The following is a 17,770-nucleotide window of genomic DNA, read 5'->3' on the forward strand; positions in this document are numbered from 1 at the left end:
TATTATTTGTTATACGTCGTCGTACAACATTGGAGCGGATATTTGCGGGGATTTCCCGAGGTGTCAAGGGGAAGTTATACGATGACAACGAGGGTGCCGACCTAAAGCGGGCAGAGTCAATGTCGTTTCAGCCAGCCAGCAGCATCGGCGGCAAGGTGCCCAGGAGTGAAACGGCGGCCACTGCGCAAACACCCAGGAGCCATTCCAGCATCACGCTGGCCCTCAAGCTGCCCAGCCGTTGTTCGCAGCTATCAAGGCGTAAGCGGTTCAGCAACGCCAGCGCCAACATCCCCAGCACCAGCATCACCTTGATCAACAGAATCAAGGCAAAACCACTGAACAACGGCGTGGGCCACAACTGCCCGGTCAGGACGCGCACATTGATCAGGCCGGTCACCAGCAAGCCCGCGACCAGGCCGTAACCCACGCCACTGAAACGACGCAGGACGGGCGCCAACTCAAAACGCTGTGATTGCCGGAGGATCAAGACCAGCAGCAACAGCCCGCCCAACCACGCGCCCACACACATCAGATGGACCACCTGGTTGAGGATCAACAACTGCCCGCTCAGCCCATCGAGCATGGCGCCATGGCCGACCGGTGCCAGGGTTATCAGCAACAGCGTGATCAGCGGCAGGCGAGGGGCCCTCCACGGGGTCATCAGGCTGATGATCAGTAAGCCGTTCACGATCAGATGCCAGGTCCACACCTGGCCAAAAAAGGTCTTGCCCAGCACCAACTGCACCGTCGACGGTTCCAGCGCCGCCGACCATGAGCCCGCCATGCTGACAGTAATCAACAGTAACCAGATCGCCCCCGACGCGAGGGCCGTCCATGCCAGCCCACGGGTGATGCGCAGCAATTGCCGGTCCAGCGCCGGCTGCGGTTCAGCGCCGAGGAGCCAGGGCCTGAACGCGCAGGCCCCGAACATCAGCAACACGACGATGAAATGCACAAAGCGGCACAGCACCAGCAGGGTCGCCATGGATTACTGGCCAACCTTGAAGCTGTATTCGCCGTTGCTCTTGTGGGTGTCGACCGACACGGCATTCCACACCACTTTGTAGTTACCGGCCGCGAGTGGTGCGGCCGGGGTGACCACCAGGACTTTCTTGTCGGTGCCTTCGGTGTCCAGGCCTTTGATCGCGATTTCGGTGCCGTCCTTGCTCAGGGACACCTTGGTGAAGGTCGCCTCGATGCCTTCGCTGAAGGTCAGGCGCAGATCGGCGGGGGCTGTCACCGTGCTGTCTGCCGCCGGCGTGGAGCTTTTGAGGTGAGCATGGGCGAACGCCGCCGAGGCGCCCAGCAGGGATGCGAGCAGGGCGACGGTGGTGAGGGTTTTCTTGATCAACATTGTTCAATACCAATCAATGGGTAGGAGTGGGCAGTGTACGAAGTTTCGGCTTGGCCTGTCGCCCCGATCTAGAGCGGGTGGTAGTCTTTGGCGTATGTCTTTGTCAGGGAGCCCTTATGGGCAATCACAAGATCGGAATTCGTAGGGCCAACGTCGAAAAAATCCTGCTGGCGGCGGAGAAAGTCTTCGCAGAGAAAGGCTACGGCAGCACCGCCATGGCCGACATCGCCGAAGAAGCGCAACTGCCGCGCTCGAACCTGCATTACTACTTCACCACCAAAAGCGAGCTGTACAGCGCCGTGCTGTTCGACCTGCTGGACGTGTGGAAACAGGATGCCCTGAGCTTCGAAACCTTCGATGACCCACGGGTCGTGCTCAGCAGCTACATCCGCGCCAAGATGCAGCGCTCACGCACACGGCCGTATGGCTCCAAGGTCTGGGCCAACGAAATCATCCACGGCGCGCCGACACTCGGTGAGGCGCTGGACGAAAGCCTGTACGACTGGGCCAAGATGAAGGAAGCGAAAATTCGTCAATGGGTGGAAGACAAACGCATCCTGCCGGTGGAGCCGTCGAGCCTGCTGTACATGATCTGGGCTTCGACCCAGCACTATGCCGACTTTGACCATCAGGTGAAGATTCTGAATGATCACCAGCCGTTGTCGGACCTGCAGTTTGAGAAAGCGATCCAGACCGTGACGGGTGTGATTTTGCGCGGGATTGGGTTGGAGCCTTGAGTCTTGTGGTGAGGCTGATGGCCCTATCGGGGATAGGTGTCTACACAACTTTCCGTGGATGCTGAATCTATGGCAAACGGGCTGTTGTGGTGAGCGGGCTTGTCCCGCGCTGGGCTGCGAAGCAGCCCCATCAAACCCACCGCGTTTTTTCAGAAAAACCAAGTTGCCTGGTTTTGGGGCTGCTGCGCAGCCCAGCGCGGGACAAGCCCGCTCACCACAGAGTTATGTATAAGCCTTTGAGAGTTGTGTAGATCCCTATGCCTATCGGGGGCAAGCCCCCTCCCACATGTGACCGCATTTAGCCAATTGTGTGGGAGGGGGCTTGCCCCCCATAGCGATCTAAAGGACTACACAGCCTCCCTGTAGGGATTCCTCGGATCCTGGGTCCAATTCAAAAACGGCTTGCCCGTGTCGATGGGCACCATCTCAATGCAGTCCGCCACCGGGCAGGTGATCTGGCACAGGTTGCAGCCCACGCACTCATCATCGATCACCTCGTATGCATGCGTACCATCCGCCTGCTTCAAGCTGGCGATGGCCTGGTGTGACGTATCCTCACAGGCAATATGGCAACGCCCGCACCCAATACACGCGGCCTGGTCGATCTTGGCGATCACCTGGTAGTTGATGTCCAGGTACTTCCAGTCCGTGGTATTGCCCACAGCCCGCCCGGAAAAGTCCTGCAAGCTGGTGTAGCCCTGGCTGTCCATCCACCGCGACAGCCCGTCCTTCATCTCTTCAACGATACGAAACCCGTGCAGCATCGCCGCCGTACACACTTGCACCGCGCCGCAACCGAGGGCGACGAATTCTGCCGCGTCGCGCCAGTTGCCAATGCCGCCAATGCCGCAGATCGGCAGGCCTTGCGTCTGCGGGTCGCGGGCGATTTCCGCAACCATGTTCAGGGCAATCGGCTTGACCGCCGAGCCGCAGTAGCCGCCGTGGGTACTTTGCGTACCGACGACGGGCAGGGCAACCATGCGCTCCAGGTCCACGCTGGTGATGGAATTGATGGTGTTGATCAGCGACACCGCATCCGCCCCACCGCGATACGCCGCCCGCGCCGCCACCCGGATGTCGGTGATGTTTGGCGTGAGCTTGACGATCACCGGCAGTGAGCAGTAGGTCTTGCACCAGCGCGTCACCTGTTCAACATATTCCGGCACCTGGCCTACTGCTGCGCCCATGCCGCGCTCGGGCATGCCGTGGGGGCAACCGAAGTTCAGTTCGATACCGTCACAGCCAGTGGCTTCCACCAGCGGCAGGATGTTTTTCCAGGACTCTTCGACACACGGCACCATCAGCGACACGATCAACGCGCGGTCGGGCCAGTCCTTTTTCACCTGGGTGATTTCCCGCAGGTTGATCTCCAGGGAGCGGTCGGTGATCAGCTCGATATTGTTGATGCCCAGCACTTCACGGTTGGCACCGTAGTGCGCCGAGTAACGTGACGACACGTTGACCGCCGCCGGGTCTTCACCCAGGGTTTTCCACACCACGCCGCCCCAGCCTGCCTCGAAGGCGCGGACCACGTTGTAGGCCTTGTCGGTGGGCGGCGCGGAGGCCAGCCAGAACGGGTTGGGGGCTTTGATACCGGCGAAGACAATCGAGAGATCGGCCATTACGCGGCCTCCACAGTCAGCATGAGTTGGGCGTGCATGGCTTCGGCGGCCAGCTTGCCGTGTTGCACCGCTTGTACGGTGAGGTCCTGGCCGAGGCTCACGCAATCACCTCCCGCATACACGCCGGGAATGCTGGTGCGCAGCTGTTCGTCGACAAAGATTCGCTCGCCCACGCGATGCAGTTGCTGGGCCAGTGGATCGTGTAACGCTGCGCCGTCAAACCCTTGCCCGATGGCCTTGAAGATCGCATCGGCAGCCAGTTCGAAGCTCTCGCCGGTGGGGTGCAGGCGGCCGTTTTCCATGTGTGTGCGCTGGAAGCGCATCCCGCGTACATGGCCCTGATCATCGAGCAGCACTTCTTCAGGCTGGGCCCAGGTCAACAGGCGCACCTGATTGGCTTTGGCGATGTCCTGTTCATGGTGCGTGGCGCCCATGTCCGCCAGGCCGCGACGGTAGACGAGGTTGACATCGCGGGCGCCGAGGCGGGCCATTTGCACGGCCATGTCGATCGCAGTATTGCCAGCGCCGAGCACGATGCAGCGGTCGGCCAGTGGCAGTTGGGTCAGGTCATCGGCCTGGCGCAGTTCGCGGATGTAGTCGGTGGCGGCGAGCAGGCCGGGGGCGTCTTCGTGGGGTAGCCCCAACTGTTTGCTGGCGGCGAGACCCAGGCCGAGGAATACCGAGTCGAATTGCTGGTGCAGTTCGCTCAAGGTGAGGTTATCGCCCAGACGCTGGCCGTGGCGGATCTCGATGCCGCCGATCTGCAGGAGGAAATCCAGTTCCTTCTGGGCAAAGTCATCCACCAGTTTGTATTTGGCGATCCCGTATTCATTCAGGCCGCCGGCTTTTTCGCGGGCTTCGAAAATCACCACGTCATGGCCATGCAAAGCGGCGCGATGGGCGCAGGCCAGGCCGGCCGGGCCGGCGCCCACCACGGCGATGCGCTTGCCGGTCGTCGCGGCGCGCTGGAAGGGGTGTTCGCTGAAGTGCGCATTGTCGATGGCGTAGCGTTGCAGCAGGCCGATCAGCACGGGGGCGCATTCTTCGCTGTTGTTGCGCACGCAGGCTTGCTGGCACAGGATTTCCGTCGGGCAGACCCGTGCGCAGCTGCCACCGAGGATGTTGGCCGAGAGGATTTTCTGCGCCGCGCCTTGGACGTTTTCGGTGTGGATGTTGCGGATGAACGACGGAATATCGATGTCGCTGGGGCACGCGTTCACGCAGGGCGCGTCGTAGCAGTACAGGCAGCGCGAGGCTTCCAGTTGGGCCTGACGGGCGTTCAGGGGCGGCGCCAGGTCGGTGAAGTGGCTGGCGAGGGTTGCGCCATCCTCATGGGGATGGGGGAGGTGGGTCAGGGTCTGGATCACGGTGGTGGCCTCACGGTTATTGAGGTGCTGCCTCTGATGGGCATTGTTTTTTTGTTGCCTGTGCTGGCCTCATCGGGGGCAAGCCCCCTCCCACATTTGACCGCGTTTTTCCAATTGGAATGAGATCAGTGTGGGAGGGGGCTTGCCCCCGATAGCGGTCTCAGCGCTTCACAGCAACCGGCCTGGCATGCTCAGCCCGCTTGCTCAACTGCTCGAACACCGACGGATACGCCGGCCGTTCCACATAACGTCCGGCACCGCGCTCGGCGCGCAGGTCGCCATCGGCCCAGACCAGTTTGCCCTGGCTGATGGTATGGCTCGGCACGCCGCGCACGGTCTTGCCTTCGAAGATGTTGAAGTCGACGTTCTGGTGGTGGGTCTTGGCGGAAATGGTCCGCGTACCCTCGGGATCCCACAGCACCAGATCGGCATCGGCACCCACACGGATGGCGCCTTTGCGCGGGTACAGGTTGAAGATCTTCGCGGTGTTGGTGGAGGTCAGCGCAACGAATTCCTGCATCGACAGGCGCCCGGTATTGACGCCTTCGTGCCATAGCAGCGCCATGCGGTCTTCGATACCGGCGGTGCCGTTGGGGATCTTGCTGAAATCGTCTCGGCCGGCGGCTTTTTGCTCAGCGCAGAAGCAGCAGTGGTCCGTGGCGGTGGTGTGCAGGTTGCCGGATTGCAGGCCATGCCACAGGGCTTCCTGATGCCCGCGTGGGCGGAACGGCGGGCTCATCACATAGCCGGCGGCGGTTTGCCAGTCGGGGTGCTGGTAGACACTGTCGTCCAGCAACAGGTGGCCGGCCAGCACTTCGCCGTACACCGCCTGGCCTTTGCCACGGGCATAGGTGATTTCATCCAGCGCTTCCTGGGTGGAGACGTGCACCAGATACAGTGGCGTGCCAATGGTCTCGGCGATGCGGATCGCGCGGCTGGCCGCTTCGCCTTCCACCTGGGAGGGGCGCGACAGTGGGTGCGCTTCCGGCCCGGTGATGCCCTGGGCCATCAACTTGCGTTGCAGGTGATACACCAACTCGCCGTTTTCCGCATGCACGGTGGGCACTGCGCCTAGCTCAAGGCAGCGTTCGAAGCTGGCGACCAGGGTATCGTCGGCCGCCATGATCGCGTTCTTGTACGCCATGAAATGCTTGAAGCTGTTGATGCCGTGATGGCTGACGAGCTCGGCCATTTCCTCACGCACCTGTTCGCTCCACCAGGTGATCGCGACGTGAAAACCGTAGTCGGACGCCGATTTTTCGGCCCAGCCGCGCCACTGGTGAAACGCTTCCATCAAGGACTGCTGCGGGTTGGGAATCACAAAATCAATGATGGACGTGGTGCCGCCGGCCAGACCCGCTGCCGTGCCACTGAAGAAGTCTTCACTGGCCACGGTGCCCATGAAGGGCAATTGCATGTGGGTATGGGGGTCGATGCCGCCGGGCATCAAGTATTGGCCGCTGCCATCAAGTATCTCGGTGCCGGCGGGAATCTCCAGATCCGTGCCAACGGCGCGAATCAGACCGCCTGCGCACAACACATCGGCGCGGTAACTTTCATCATGGGTAATAACGGTGGCGCCACGGATCAACAGCGACATGTCGAGTTCCTCAAAGGCTTGACCGGCTTGTGCCGGTTCTAAGTGTTGTAATGCTGTCGCCGAGCGGTGGTTAATTCCTGTCATCGGTGACAGGAATAGAAACTAGCCCGAGTTTTTCGATAGGGCAAGAATATTTTTTATAAGCTTATTAATTTTATATGTAATTGATTTATAAGGATAAAAAATCAATGTCACCAAAATGTAGCGGGCTCTCACCATTTTGACGCACTTGACAGGTTCTCAATATGAGCAACATTTCTTATTGCAAATCAGACGCTTGAGATATGCCTCTTGACGGGCCACGGAAATAAAAATAATTGTGTTGCACCAGATTGAGTCCTGACAGTTCGGGCAACTTCCACGTTATCCAGCCTGAGTCGCGTGGCAAGTACCCTAGGTTCAATCGGAAAGCTGATTAACATCAGTCAGTTATATAAGCGGTAAGGGTATGGCGGCGGTTTTCGGCACGGTTATTGAGTGCAGGAACGGCTGGCCGGGCCCGTGATGTCATGTTGTTTACGAGGTACTCCGGCCACCTGCATCAACCCTGCAGGTGAGCAACAATAATTCGAAAAAACCGTGGAGCGGCCATGCAACAGAACAGATCGCAAGTTATTGAGCGCAACGGCCTGTACGAACTCGACGCCGGCCCCGACGTCCTCGACAGCCCTCGCTACAACCACGACATGGCACCTACCCAGGTGCACGAACGCACTTGGAACAAGTGGCACATCACCGCGCTGTGGGTCGGCATGTCGATCTGCGTGCCCACGTATACATTGGGCGGCGTGCTGACTGCTTACTTTGGATTATCAGTGGGCGAGGCGCTGGTCGCGATTCTGCTGGCCAATATCGTGGTGCTGATCCCGCTGACGCTTAACGCCTTCCCCGGCACCAAGTACGGCATTCCGTTCCCGGTGTTGTTGCGCTCGTCCTTTGGCATCCTCGGCTCCAACGTGCCGTGCTTGATTCGAGCGCTGGTGGCCTGTGGTTGGTTTGGTATCCAGACGATGTTTGGCGGGCTGGCGATTCACCTGTTCCTGGGCTCGATTTTCGAGGGGTGGAAGTCCCTCGGCGGTACCGGTGAAGTGATTGGCTTCATGATCTTCTGGTGCCTGAACTTGTGGGTGGTGTTGCGCGGCGCCGAGTCCATCAAGCGCCTGGAGACCTTGTCCGCACCGCTGCTGGTGGCGGTGGGGGTTGGCCTGCTGGTCTGGGCCATGCCGAATGTGTCGATCAGCGAATTGATGGCGATCCCGCCCAAGCGCCCGGAAGGGGCGAGCCTCACCGGTTATTTCATGGCGGGCCTTACCGCGATGGTCGGCTTCTGGGCCACCTTGTCGCTGAACATTCCCGATTTCAGCCGCTACGCCAAAAGCCAGAAGGACCAGATCCTCGGGCAGATTTTCGGCCTGCCGCTGACCATGTTCCTGTTCGCCGCCCTCGGCGTGATCATGACCGCCGCGTCGGTGAAACTGGTGGGCGTCAGCGTGTCCGACCCGGTGACCCTGATCGGGCATATCCAGAGCCCGGTCTGGGTCGCTATCGCCATGGCGCTGATCATCATCGCGACCTTGTCCACCAACACGGCGGCGAACATCGTCTCGCCGACCAATGACTTCCAGAACATCGCGCCCAAGCTGATCAATCGCACCACGGCGGTGATCCTCACCGGGTTCGTGGGGCTGCTGCTGATGGCCCATGAACTCCTGAAAAAGCTTGGGCTGATCGTCTCCGATGTGAGCTTGGAAACGGTCTATTCCAACTGGTTGCTGGGCTATTCCAGCCTGCTTGGCCCCATCGCCGGGATCATGGTGGTGGACTACTTCATCACCCGCAAACAGCAGCTTGACCTGGCGGGGCTGTACCGCGACGACGTGTACCCGGCATGGAACTGGAGCGGCTTTGTCGCCTTTGGCGTGCCGGTGGTGCTGACCTTGCTGTCGTTGGGCAGTGACGCGTTCAGCTGGTTCTACAGCTATGGCTGGTTTACCGGTTCGGCGTTGGGCGGGGTGTTGTATTACGGCCTCAATGCCCGGCGTGGAGCCAACCCAGTCGTTGTCAATTCATAAGAAATACAAGCCTGAGGAGATCCCCATGAACGCTGCCCTCGACGTTCTGCAATCGACCCACCTGCATATCAACCGCGACCGCTTGTGGCAGTCGCTGATGGACCTGGCCAAGCTCGGCGCCACCCCCAAGGGCGGCGTGTGTCGCCTGGCCCTTACCGACCTCGATCGCAAGGCCCGCGATCTGTTTGTGCAATGGTGCGTAGACGCCGGTTGCACGGTGACCGTCGACGGCATCGGCAATATCTTCGCGCGCCGCCCTGGCCGTAATCCCGACCTGCCGCCGGTGATGACCGGCAGCCATATCGACACCCAGCCCACGGGCGGCAAATTCGACGGTTGCTTTGGCGTGTTGGCCGGCGTGGAAGTGCTGCGCACCCTCAATGACCTGAACGTGGAAACCGAAGCACCGCTGGAAGTGGTGGTGTGGACCAACGAGGAAGGCTCGCGCTTCCCGCCGTGCATGATGGGCTCCGGCGTGTTTGCCGAGAAATTTACCCTCGCCGAAACCCTGGCCAAGGTCGATGCACAGGGCGTCAGCGTGGGTGATGCGCTGAATGCGATTGGCTATGCGGGCACCCGGCCCGAAAGTGGGCACAAGGTCGGTGCGTATTTCGAGGCGCATATCGAACAAGGGCCGATTCTGGAGGATGAGAAGAAAACCATCGGCGTGGTCCTTGGCGCCCTCGGGCAAAAATGGTTTGACCTGAAACTGCGCGGCGTTGAGGCGCATGCCGGGCCGACGCCGATGCACCTGCGCAAGGATGCGCTGGTGGGCGCAGCAGCGGTGGTGGCGGCGGTGAATGCGGCGGCGCTGGGGCATCAGCCCCATGCGTGCGGGACCGTGGGTTGCCTGCAAGCGTACCCGGGATCGCGCAACGTGATTCCTGGCGAAGTGCGCATGACCCTGGACTTCCGTCACCTGGAACCGACGCGGTTGGATTCGATGATTGCCGAGGTGCGCAAGGTGATTGATGACACCTGCGCCAAGCATGGCCTGAGCTTTGAAATGGAGCCCACCGCAGATTTCCCACCGCTGTATTTCGACAAAGGCTGCGTTGACGCCGTGCGCGATGCGGCGAACGGGCTGGGTTTGTCGAACATGGACATCGTCAGCGGGGCAGGGCACGACGCGATCTTCGTCGCAGAACTGGGCCCGGCAGGGATGATTTTTGTGCCGTGCGAGGGGGGTATCAGCCATAACGAAATCGAGAATGCCGCACCGGATGATTTGGCGGCGGGGTGTGCGGTGTTGTTGCGTGCGATGGTGGCCGCTTCTGCTGCAATCGCCAGCGGCAAGCTAGCGGCCTGAAATGCGGGAAAGAATGTGGGAGCGTGCGGGGCGACAAAGTAAGCCTAGATTGTAGGAAAAAAATGGCTCTGGTGATCACGTGCAAGGCGCGTCCTACTCTGTTGTACGAAGTTTCTGTTGCTGCGTTGTGTGCTCTACAGCTTGCTCTTCCAGTGTTAGTTTCCGCCGGGAAAATTTACTGCAAAGGAAGCATGTAATGCCAAATCCAATGCCGCCACCCGGTGTATCGCTCAATGAAAATATGGCCACGGCCTTTCATAAAAAGAATGTGCTGAAGGCTGGGTCAGCATTTATGTACTCTTGGTTTTATACTCAAGTCCGAAATCGTGGCCCTTGGGATTACAAACAGATTTCCAGAGAATATGAAGCGTTTGGGAACTTTCATTATGGCGCTGTTGGGATAGCTGCCGGTTTCAGCGAAGAAGTGCTTTTGCGAGCCGCGGGCCTTGCCCAGAATAGGGCAGGCTCGGGCAATCCTGAGTTTGGTAAATGGTGGGCAGACGCTCCATTCGGTGACGATCCAATCGACCAATATTGGATCAAGGAAGGAATCAGGTATGCCCGGTTCAGGAACTACTAAAAGATCGCTGTATTCAGTTGTTACGACAATCCTGCTGCTGCTTTGCCTGGTTTACATCGGCGGCAGCTGGCTTCTTTCGGCGGGCCGCCCGCAACTGACTGAAGTGGTGCTCAGAGCGCCTCTGAACGCTGATGCATCGATCTACGGCGTCAAGGATGACCGTGGTGGCGCAACGGTTCCGTTCAGTTATCGATACTACGTTTACCGAACTTTAGCCAGCGACCGTGAAGTGTTGTCCGCGCTCAAAGAGGCGACTCCGTTTCTAATTACTCGTGACGCATCGGCCAAGGTTGTCACTCAGGGCAGCGAGATTATTGTCTCGGTCACGGGGGAGGTATCTGACTACCACAGCAGTACCTTGTATCGACATGCCGATGGCCGTGACTTCACTCCAGTCAGCGTTTTCCTCAATAGTCGGCCATAAACTTGATAATCTTGGCGGTCAGTCCGAAAGGGCTTGCTAGCGATAGGGCGACTCGATCTCGAACCTATACCCAGATCGCATCCCACAACGGATAGTCCCCAATCCGCTCGACCAAACCTGCCCGCAATGGATTGGCTACCACATACCGGGCCATCTTCACCAAATCATCTTCCTTGCGCAGTGCTCGGTCGTGAAGGCTGCCTTGCCAAAGCCGGCCCTTGCGGCCGCTTGCGCCGTTGACGGACCGCGTGCTTTTGGATTTCACCTGCCGCATCAGATCCGCCAGCGAGCCTTTGCGTAGTTCGATGAGCCAATGAAAGTGGTCCGGCATGATCACCCATGCAAGGGACTTCGCCAGCCCTTGGTACTGCGCGAGGCGCAACTGCCAGACCACCAGGCGACCGAGGTGGAAGTCGTTGAATATCGGGATGCGTTCGTGGGTGTTGGTGGTGATGAGGTAGATGCGGTCTGGTTCGCTGAAGCGCCCGATGCGCAGGCGGTGTGAAGCGGGTAGGTCAGGCATTCCTTGGCCTCTCTTTTGGGGTGTTTCAAGAGGCTAGGTTGGAGGACAAGGGATTGGTCGGCAGGCTTTTGGCAGGATGTGTCTGGAAGGCCGCCATCGGGGGCAAGCCCCCTCCCACATTGGATCTGCGGTGTTCATACAATGTGTGTCTGGCGCAGGACAGTGTGGGAGGGGGCTTGCCCCCCGATTGCGGTATTTGACCCACCGCCGTCGGGGCCAGCTCTCCCTCACATTTGCCAACCGCCGCCGAGTGCGGTCAAAAGCCCCACACTCGCCTGCAACTGCCGAGTCTGCACCGCCTGTAACGTCCTCTGCGCCTGCAACGCCGCTGTCTGCGCCGTCACCACATCCAGGTAACTCACCGCGCCGGCCTGATAGCTGTTCATTGCCAGCGCCTGGGTGTGCTGCGCCGCATCCGCTGCCGCTTGCTCATCCTGGGCCTCCTGCTGCAAATCCCGCAGTCGCGCCAGGTTGTCTTCCACCTCGCGTATGGCCTTCAACACCTGGCTGCGGTATTGCGCCGACGCCTCTTCAAACTCGGCTTTGGCCTGGCGTTCATTGGCGCTCAAGCGTCCGCCGTCGAAGATCGGCACATTCATCAGCGGCCCCAACGCCCAATAGCGATTGCCAGCGGACAGCAGGTTGCCAACGCCTTGAGTCTGCCCGCCAATCAAGCCGGTCAAACTGAAGTCCGGGTACCAGGCGGCCTTGGCCACGCCGATGTTGGCGTTGGCGGCAAATACTCGACGCTCTGCCGCTGCAACATCCGGGCGCCGTTGCAACAACTGGCTCGGCAGTTGTGATGGAATCTGCGGTAGCGCGATCAACTGCCGGCTGGGCGGCAGTGAAAAATCACTCGCCGGCACGCCCACCAGTTCTGCGATGGCGTGCTCGGTAAGGTTACGTTGCCCCTGTACTTCATCCCGCTGCGACTTGGCCTCGGCCAGTTGGTTCTGCGCACGGGTCAGGTCCAGTTCCGACGCGATCTGGCCTGCGTAACGACTGCGCGTCAGTTGCAGCGCTTGGCTGTAATCCTCCAGCGAGTTATTGAGAATCCGGTCCTGTGCATCCAGCCCATTGAGCTGCACATACAGGGCCGCCAGTTGATGTTGCAGGCTCAGTCGCGCCACGGCCAGGTCATCGCCGGACGCTTGCACCTGGGCATCGCCCGCCGCGACCTGATTGCGGATTTTGCCCCACAGGTCCAAGTCGTAGCTCAGGGCAAACCCAGCGGTGTTGCTGTTGTACACCGAAGGCTGCGTCGTGCCTCGCAGCGGTCGTGAGTCCGATTGGCGTTGGCGCAACGGCTGCGCACTGGCGGTGATCTGCGGGAACAGTCCGGCGTGCAGTTGGCTGGCATAGGCCTGGGCTGCATCGAAGTGCGCCAAGGCCGCCGCGAGGTCCGGGTTGGCCGTGAGCAGTTGCTGTTGCAGGTTATCCAGTTGCGCGTCGTGGTAGAGCGCCCACCCTTGTGGCACCCGTTGATCGGCCGGTTGCGCGCTGTGCCATGGGCCATCGCGGGTCTGCTCGCGATACCCTGCGGGCAGGTCGATTGACGGCACTTTGTAGGTGGGCGCCATCGAGCAGCCTTGCAAGGCCACTAGCATCAGTGCCGCCAGCGGTTTAAGCCTTGGGCGCATGGGCACCTCCAGCCGCTTCGGCCAATTGCACGGCGTCGCCTTCGCGCAGGGCGTCTGGCGGATTGTCGACTATGCGGTCGGCAGGTTTCAGGCCCTGGTCGATCACCAGGCGTTCGCCCAGGTCGAGGCCAATGTGGATGGTTTGCAGGTGCACATGGTTCTGTCCATCCAGTAGCGCGACTTGGGTGCCTTGGGCGCGGAAGATCAGCGCGCTGGCCGGGATACTGACGCCATGGGTGTCGGCCGGAATCGGCAGCGTGGCTTCGGCGTAATCACCGGGCAGCAGCTGGTCGTCGGGGTTGTCCACCACGAACTGCGCGAGCAGGGTGCCGGAGCGGCGATCGATGGCGGTGGAGTCGCCAATCAGCCGCGCCTTGAAGTGCTCGCCGGGGTGTTCGGGCACGGTGAGCCGGGCTTCCAGGCCGGGGTGGATCACTGCCGCGTAGTTCTGCGGCACGGGGACGTAAAGGCGCAACTGGTGCGTATCGGCGATGTTGAATAACTCCGGATCACTGTCGCTGTCGGCCTTGATCAACTGGCCGATATCGGTGTTGCGCGCAGTGATGGTGCCGGCGAACGGCGCGCGAATGGTCTTGTAGCTTTCCAGCGCTGACAGGCGTGCGTAGTCGGCAGCAGCGGCTTGGACATTGGCGTTGGCGGCCGCGGCGTTGGAGGTTTTTTCATCGGCTTCCTGGCGCGACACGGAGTGGCTCGCCAGCAGGTTTTGCCAGCGCGTCGCGGTGGTCGCCGCGAGGCGTGCGTTGGCCTGTTCCTGCACCAGGCGTGCGTGGGTTTGCGCCAGCTGTTGATCGAGGTCCGGGCTGTCGATTTCGCCGAGAATTTGTCCGGCTTTGACTTGGCTGCCGATGTCCGCCTTCCAGTCCTTGAGGTAACCGCTGACCCGCGCATGAATCGGCGCTTTGCTCCACGCCTCCAGGTGCGCAGGCAGGCGCAAGGTATCACCGGCCACGTTCTGTTGGGGTTGGAACACCATCACTTGGGGCATGGCGGCGGTCTCGGTCCAGGCGGTCACCGATTGCTCGTGTAGCGTGCGGGCATGCAGGCCGTTGGCGACCAACAGGGCGGCCAGGGTCAGGCCGCCGACACCCATGAGCATCAGGCGCTTGCGCGAGGGTTTGTGATCAGGCGACATGTGGGGTTTCTCCTGCAACTGCGCGAGTAGGGTGACGCCCGTGGACAAGGCTGAAGACCACGGGAACAAACAACAGGGTGGCGACCGTGGCGAAGATCAAGCCACCGATCACCGCTCGACCCAGCGGGGCGTTTTGCTCCTCGGACAGCGCCAGGGGTAACATGCCGATGATCATCGCCAGGGCCGTCATGCACACCGGGCGAAAACGTGTGTAGCCGGCTTCCAGTGCGGCTTTCAACGCATCGCCATGTTCGGCCAGGCGCTCACGGCAGAAACTCACCACCAGGATCGAGTTGGCGGTGGCCACGCCCATGCACAGGATCGCGCCGGTCAAGGCGGGCACCGACAGCGAGGTGCCACTGAGGAACAGCATCCACACAATCCCCGCCAATGCTGCCGGCAACGCGGTGATGATCACGAACGGGTCGGCCCAGGATTGGAAATTGACCACGATCAGCAGATAGATCAGCACCACCGCACCGAGCAGGCCGAAGCTCAGGCCGCTGAAGGCTTCATGCAGCGCGTCGATCTGCCCGTGCAGGCTGATCGACGCGCCCTTGGGGCGCAGGGCCGCGGTGTCATCCAGCACCTTTTGCACGTCGCGGGCCACGCCACCGAGGTCGCGGCCTTGCACGTTGGCGTACAGGTCCAGGGTCGGCTCGATGTTGTAGTGGGTCACCACCGCCGAGCTTTGCACGCGAGAAATGGTAGCCACGCCGCCAAGGATTTGTGATTGGCCGTCGGCGCCGGTCACTGGCAAGGCTTCCAGCGACGGCAGGCTGTCGAGGCGATATTGCGGGGTGGCGGCGACGATGGAGTACGACACGCCGTTGGCCGGGTTGAGCCAGAAGGTCGGCGCGGTTTGCGAGCTGCCGGCCAGCGACGCGACCATGCTGTTGGTCACGTCGCGCTCGGTAATGCCCAGGCCGTTGGCGCGCAGGCGGTCGACATTCACTTGCAGCGACGGGTAGCCGGTGGATTGCTGGATACGCAGGTCGGCAATGCCCGGCACATGTTGCAGGCGGCGCTCAAGCTCTATGGCATACGCACGGTTTTCGGCATCGTTGCGCCCGGAAATTTTCACGTCCAGCGGGGCGGGTTCGCCGAAGTTGAGGATCTGGCTGCTGATGTCGGCGGGCAGGAAGGCGAAGTGGCTGCCGGGGAAGCTTTGCGGCAGCGCTTCACGCAGTTTTTTCACGTAGTCGGCGGTGGGCGCGTGGTGTTGTTTAAGGCTGACCTGGATGTCGCCATCCTGGGGGCCGATGGTGCCGCTGCTGCTGTAGGCCATGTCGATGCCGCTGAGCGGGATGCCGATGTTGTCGACGATGGTATCCAGTTCTGCGGCCGGGATTACTTCGCGGATCCGCGCTTCTATGCGGTCGAAGGCGGCGGCACTTTCCTCGATGCGCGTGCCCAGCGGCAGGCGCACGTGAAGGGCGAGAGCGCCGGCGTCGGTGGCCGGGAAGAAGTCCTGGCCCAGGCTTGGCAGCAGCAGGAACGACGCCAGCACGCAGGCCAGGAAGCCGATGATAAAGCGCTTGCGATGACCCAGTGCCAGGGTCAACAGGCCGTGGTAAGTGTCGCGGGTATTCGAGAAATGGCGCTCGAAACCCTGCTGGAAATTCAGCACTGCTTGCAGCGCGCGATTACGTGGTTGGGTGTGCTGCTCGCCCTCATGGTGATTGATGAAGTCGTCTTCCGGATGATGCCCGGCACCTTGCTCCGGCGTGTGTGGCTTGAGCAGGAACATCGCCAGCGTCGGCACCAAGGTGCGCGAGAGGACGAAGGAACTGGCCATGGCAAAAATCACCGCAAGGGCCATCGGCCGGAACAGGTAACCGGCGATGCCCTGCAGCATGAACATCGGCACGAACACGATGCAGATGCACAGCAGCGACACAAACGCCGGGCCGACAATTTGCGCGGCGCCGTCGAGGATCGCGGTCTTCACCGCCTTGCCTTGTTCCAGGTGCCAGTTGATGTTCTCGATGGTCACCGTGGCGTCATCCACCAGAATCCCCACCGCCAGCGCGAGACCGCCGAGGGTCATGACGTTGAGGGTTTGCCCGCTGACAGCCAGCAGCGCGATTGCCGAGAGCACTGCCAGGGGAATCGAGGCGGCAATGATCAGGGTCGAGCGCCAGCTGCCGAGGAACAGCAGGATCATTGCACTGGTCAGCAGTGCGGCGATGATGCCTTCCTGGGCCACGCTGCCCACCGATTGTTTGACGAATACCGAGGCGTCGCCCAACAGGGACGTCTTGAGCGACGGTGGCAGCGTCTCATTGATGCGCGGCAGCATTCCACGGATACCGTCGATGATCGACAGGGTGGAGATGCTGCCGTTCTTCAGCGCCGGCATCAGCACGGCGCGATGGCCGTCGACACGCACGATGTTGGTCTGCGGGGGCGAACCGTCGCGCACGTGGGCGACCTGGCCGATGGTGATCAACGCGCCGTCGACGGTCTTGATCGGCAGGTCGTTGAGTTCATCGATGGCCTTGGGGCTGTTGTTGAGCAGGATCGTGTATTCGTTGGGGCCGAGCTTGGCGGTGCCCACCGGGATGATCTGGTTCTGCAGGGCCAGGGCATTGCCCACGTCCTGCGCCGACAGGCCTTTAGCCGCCAGCGCCTGCGGGTCAAGGTCGAGGGTAATCTGCCGCTGCTTGCCACCCATCGGCGTGGGCATCGCCAGGCCGGGCAGGGCGCTTAACGGCAGGCGAATGTTGTTCTGCACCAGGTCGCGGATCCTGGCTTCCGACAGGCTCGGGCTGGAAAAGGCCATTTGCAGGATCGGCACCGTGGACGCGCTGTAGTTGAGGATCAGCGGCGGCGTGATACCCGGCGGCATCTGCTTGAGTACGGTTTGTGACACGGCGGTCACTTGGGCATTGGCGGTGCGAATATCGACGCCGGGTTGGAAGAATATTTTCACGATGCCCATGCCGGGCAGGGATTGCGATTCGATATGTTCGATGTCGTTGACGGTGGTGCTCAGGGAGCGTTCGTAGGTGTAGATCACCCGGCCGGCCATGGCGTCCGGCGACAGGCCGTTGTACTGCCAGACCACGGCGACCACAGGGATACCGATATCGGGGAACACGTCCGTGGGGGTACGCAGGGCCGCCATCGGCCCGATGATGCAGATGAATATGGCCAACACGATAAACGTGTAGGGCTTGTGCAGTGCGGTCTTTACCAGCCCGAGCATGCGTGAACCTCCGAGGGAGCAGGATTGCAAACCCCGGCAGTCTTGCCCGACCCACCTAACACGCACCTTTCAGCCAGGTGAAGGAACATTTAGGTACGGGCTGAAGATCGTTTCATATGGATTCATTTGTTCTACACAGGGCTGCTGGCCAAGCTTGTCACCCATCGGACACATCGTC

Annotated in this window: 14 protein-coding genes; 5 read left to right on the forward strand and 9 right to left on the reverse strand. The window is 61.0% G+C overall.

Translation table 11 applies throughout. From position 1 onward, the window contains the following. Nucleotides 1-127: 127 nt before the first annotated feature. Both copD and copC read right to left on the reverse strand, forming a co-directional pair. Nucleotides 128-985 carry a copper homeostasis membrane protein CopD gene (gene copD, locus AOA60_RS25160; RefSeq protein WP_099586626.1) on the reverse strand — a complete coding sequence of 286 codons (858 nt, stop codon included), beginning with the start codon at nt 983-985 and terminating at the stop codon, nt 128-130. Nucleotides 986-988: 3 nt separating this feature from the next. Next, nucleotides 989-1,354, reverse strand: a complete 366-nt coding sequence (gene copC / locus AOA60_RS25165; protein WP_099586627.1) for a copper homeostasis periplasmic binding protein CopC — start codon at nt 1,352-1,354, stop codon at nt 989-991. A 116-nt stretch (nt 1,355-1,470) separates the two neighbouring features. Between copC and AOA60_RS25170 the strand changes: the two genes are divergently transcribed. Beyond that, entirely contained in the window at nt 1,471-2,091 is a 621-nt protein-coding gene (locus tag AOA60_RS25170) for a TetR/AcrR family transcriptional regulator (RefSeq protein ID WP_099586628.1), read from the forward strand. Nucleotides 2,092-2,438: 347 nt separating this feature from the next. Here the strand turns inward: AOA60_RS25170 and preA are convergent, their stop codons facing one another. The 3 genes from preA to hydA all read right to left on the reverse strand — a co-directional run bounded on the left by preA (nt 2,439) and on the right by hydA (nt 6,680). Then, complete coding sequence (gene preA, locus AOA60_RS25175) at nt 2,439-3,713, reverse strand: NAD-dependent dihydropyrimidine dehydrogenase subunit PreA (protein WP_099586629.1); 1,275 nt, start codon at nt 3,711-3,713, stop codon at nt 2,439-2,441. Then, nucleotides 3,713-5,080: an NAD(P)-dependent oxidoreductase gene (locus tag AOA60_RS25180; protein WP_099586630.1), complete on the reverse strand. Its 1,368-nt coding sequence runs from the start codon at nt 5,078-5,080 to the stop codon at nt 3,713-3,715. Before AOA60_RS25180 ends, preA begins: the two co-directional genes overlap by 1 nt. A 160-nt stretch (nt 5,081-5,240) precedes the next feature. Beyond that, nucleotides 5,241-6,680 carry a dihydropyrimidinase gene (gene hydA / locus AOA60_RS25185; RefSeq protein ID WP_099586631.1) on the reverse strand — a complete coding sequence of 480 codons (1,440 nt, stop codon included), beginning with the start codon at nt 6,678-6,680 and terminating at the stop codon, nt 5,241-5,243. Nucleotides 6,681-7,270: 590 nt separating this feature from the next. Between hydA and AOA60_RS25190 the strand changes: the two genes are divergently transcribed. The 4 genes from AOA60_RS25190 to AOA60_RS25205 all read left to right on the forward strand — a co-directional run bounded on the left by AOA60_RS25190 (nt 7,271) and on the right by AOA60_RS25205 (nt 11,065). After that, nucleotides 7,271-8,752, forward strand: a complete 1,482-nt coding sequence (locus AOA60_RS25190; RefSeq protein ID WP_099586632.1) for an NCS1 family nucleobase:cation symporter-1 — start codon at nt 7,271-7,273, stop codon at nt 8,750-8,752. 25 nt (nt 8,753-8,777) lie between these two features. Beyond that, nucleotides 8,778-10,061, forward strand: coding sequence for a Zn-dependent hydrolase (locus AOA60_RS25195; RefSeq protein WP_099586633.1), 1,284 nt, complete (start codon nt 8,778-8,780; stop codon nt 10,059-10,061). Nucleotides 10,062-10,257: 196 nt separating this feature from the next. Further along, a complete protein-coding gene (locus tag AOA60_RS25200) occupies nt 10,258-10,641 on the forward strand; it encodes a polymorphic toxin type 44 domain-containing protein (protein WP_244643488.1) in 384 nt (127 codons plus the stop codon). Then, on the forward strand, nt 10,619-11,065 hold the full coding sequence (locus AOA60_RS25205; protein ID WP_099586634.1) for a hypothetical protein: 447 nt from the start codon (nt 10,619-10,621) through the stop codon (nt 11,063-11,065). The genes AOA60_RS25200 and AOA60_RS25205 overlap by 23 nt, the downstream gene beginning before the upstream one ends. Before the next feature lie 64 nt (nt 11,066-11,129). Here the strand turns inward: AOA60_RS25205 and AOA60_RS25210 are convergent, their stop codons facing one another. The 4 genes from AOA60_RS25210 to AOA60_RS25225 all read right to left on the reverse strand — a co-directional run bounded on the left by AOA60_RS25210 (nt 11,130) and on the right by AOA60_RS25225 (nt 17,592). After that, nucleotides 11,130-11,588, reverse strand: a complete 459-nt coding sequence (locus AOA60_RS25210; protein WP_099586635.1) for a transposase — start codon at nt 11,586-11,588, stop codon at nt 11,130-11,132. A gap of 227 nt (nt 11,589-11,815) precedes the next feature. After that, on the reverse strand, nt 11,816-13,228 hold the full coding sequence (locus tag AOA60_RS25215; protein ID WP_099586636.1) for an efflux transporter outer membrane subunit: 1,413 nt from the start codon (nt 13,226-13,228) through the stop codon (nt 11,816-11,818). After that, on the reverse strand, nt 13,212-14,381 hold the full coding sequence (locus AOA60_RS25220) for an efflux RND transporter periplasmic adaptor subunit (protein WP_099586637.1): 1,170 nt from the start codon (nt 14,379-14,381) through the stop codon (nt 13,212-13,214). The genes AOA60_RS25215 and AOA60_RS25220 overlap by 17 nt, the downstream gene beginning before the upstream one ends. Further along, nucleotides 14,371-17,592 (reverse strand): efflux RND transporter permease subunit, encoded by a 3,222-nt coding sequence (locus AOA60_RS25225; RefSeq protein WP_099586638.1) that lies wholly within the window; start codon nt 17,590-17,592, stop codon nt 14,371-14,373. Before AOA60_RS25225 ends, AOA60_RS25220 begins: the two co-directional genes overlap by 11 nt. Nucleotides 17,593-17,770: the final 178 nt, after the last annotated feature.

It is taken from the genome of Pseudomonas sp. 2822-17 (assembly GCF_002742485.1).
In the GTDB taxonomy this organism is placed as follows: domain Bacteria; phylum Pseudomonadota; class Gammaproteobacteria; order Pseudomonadales; family Pseudomonadaceae; genus Aquipseudomonas; species Aquipseudomonas cyclaminis.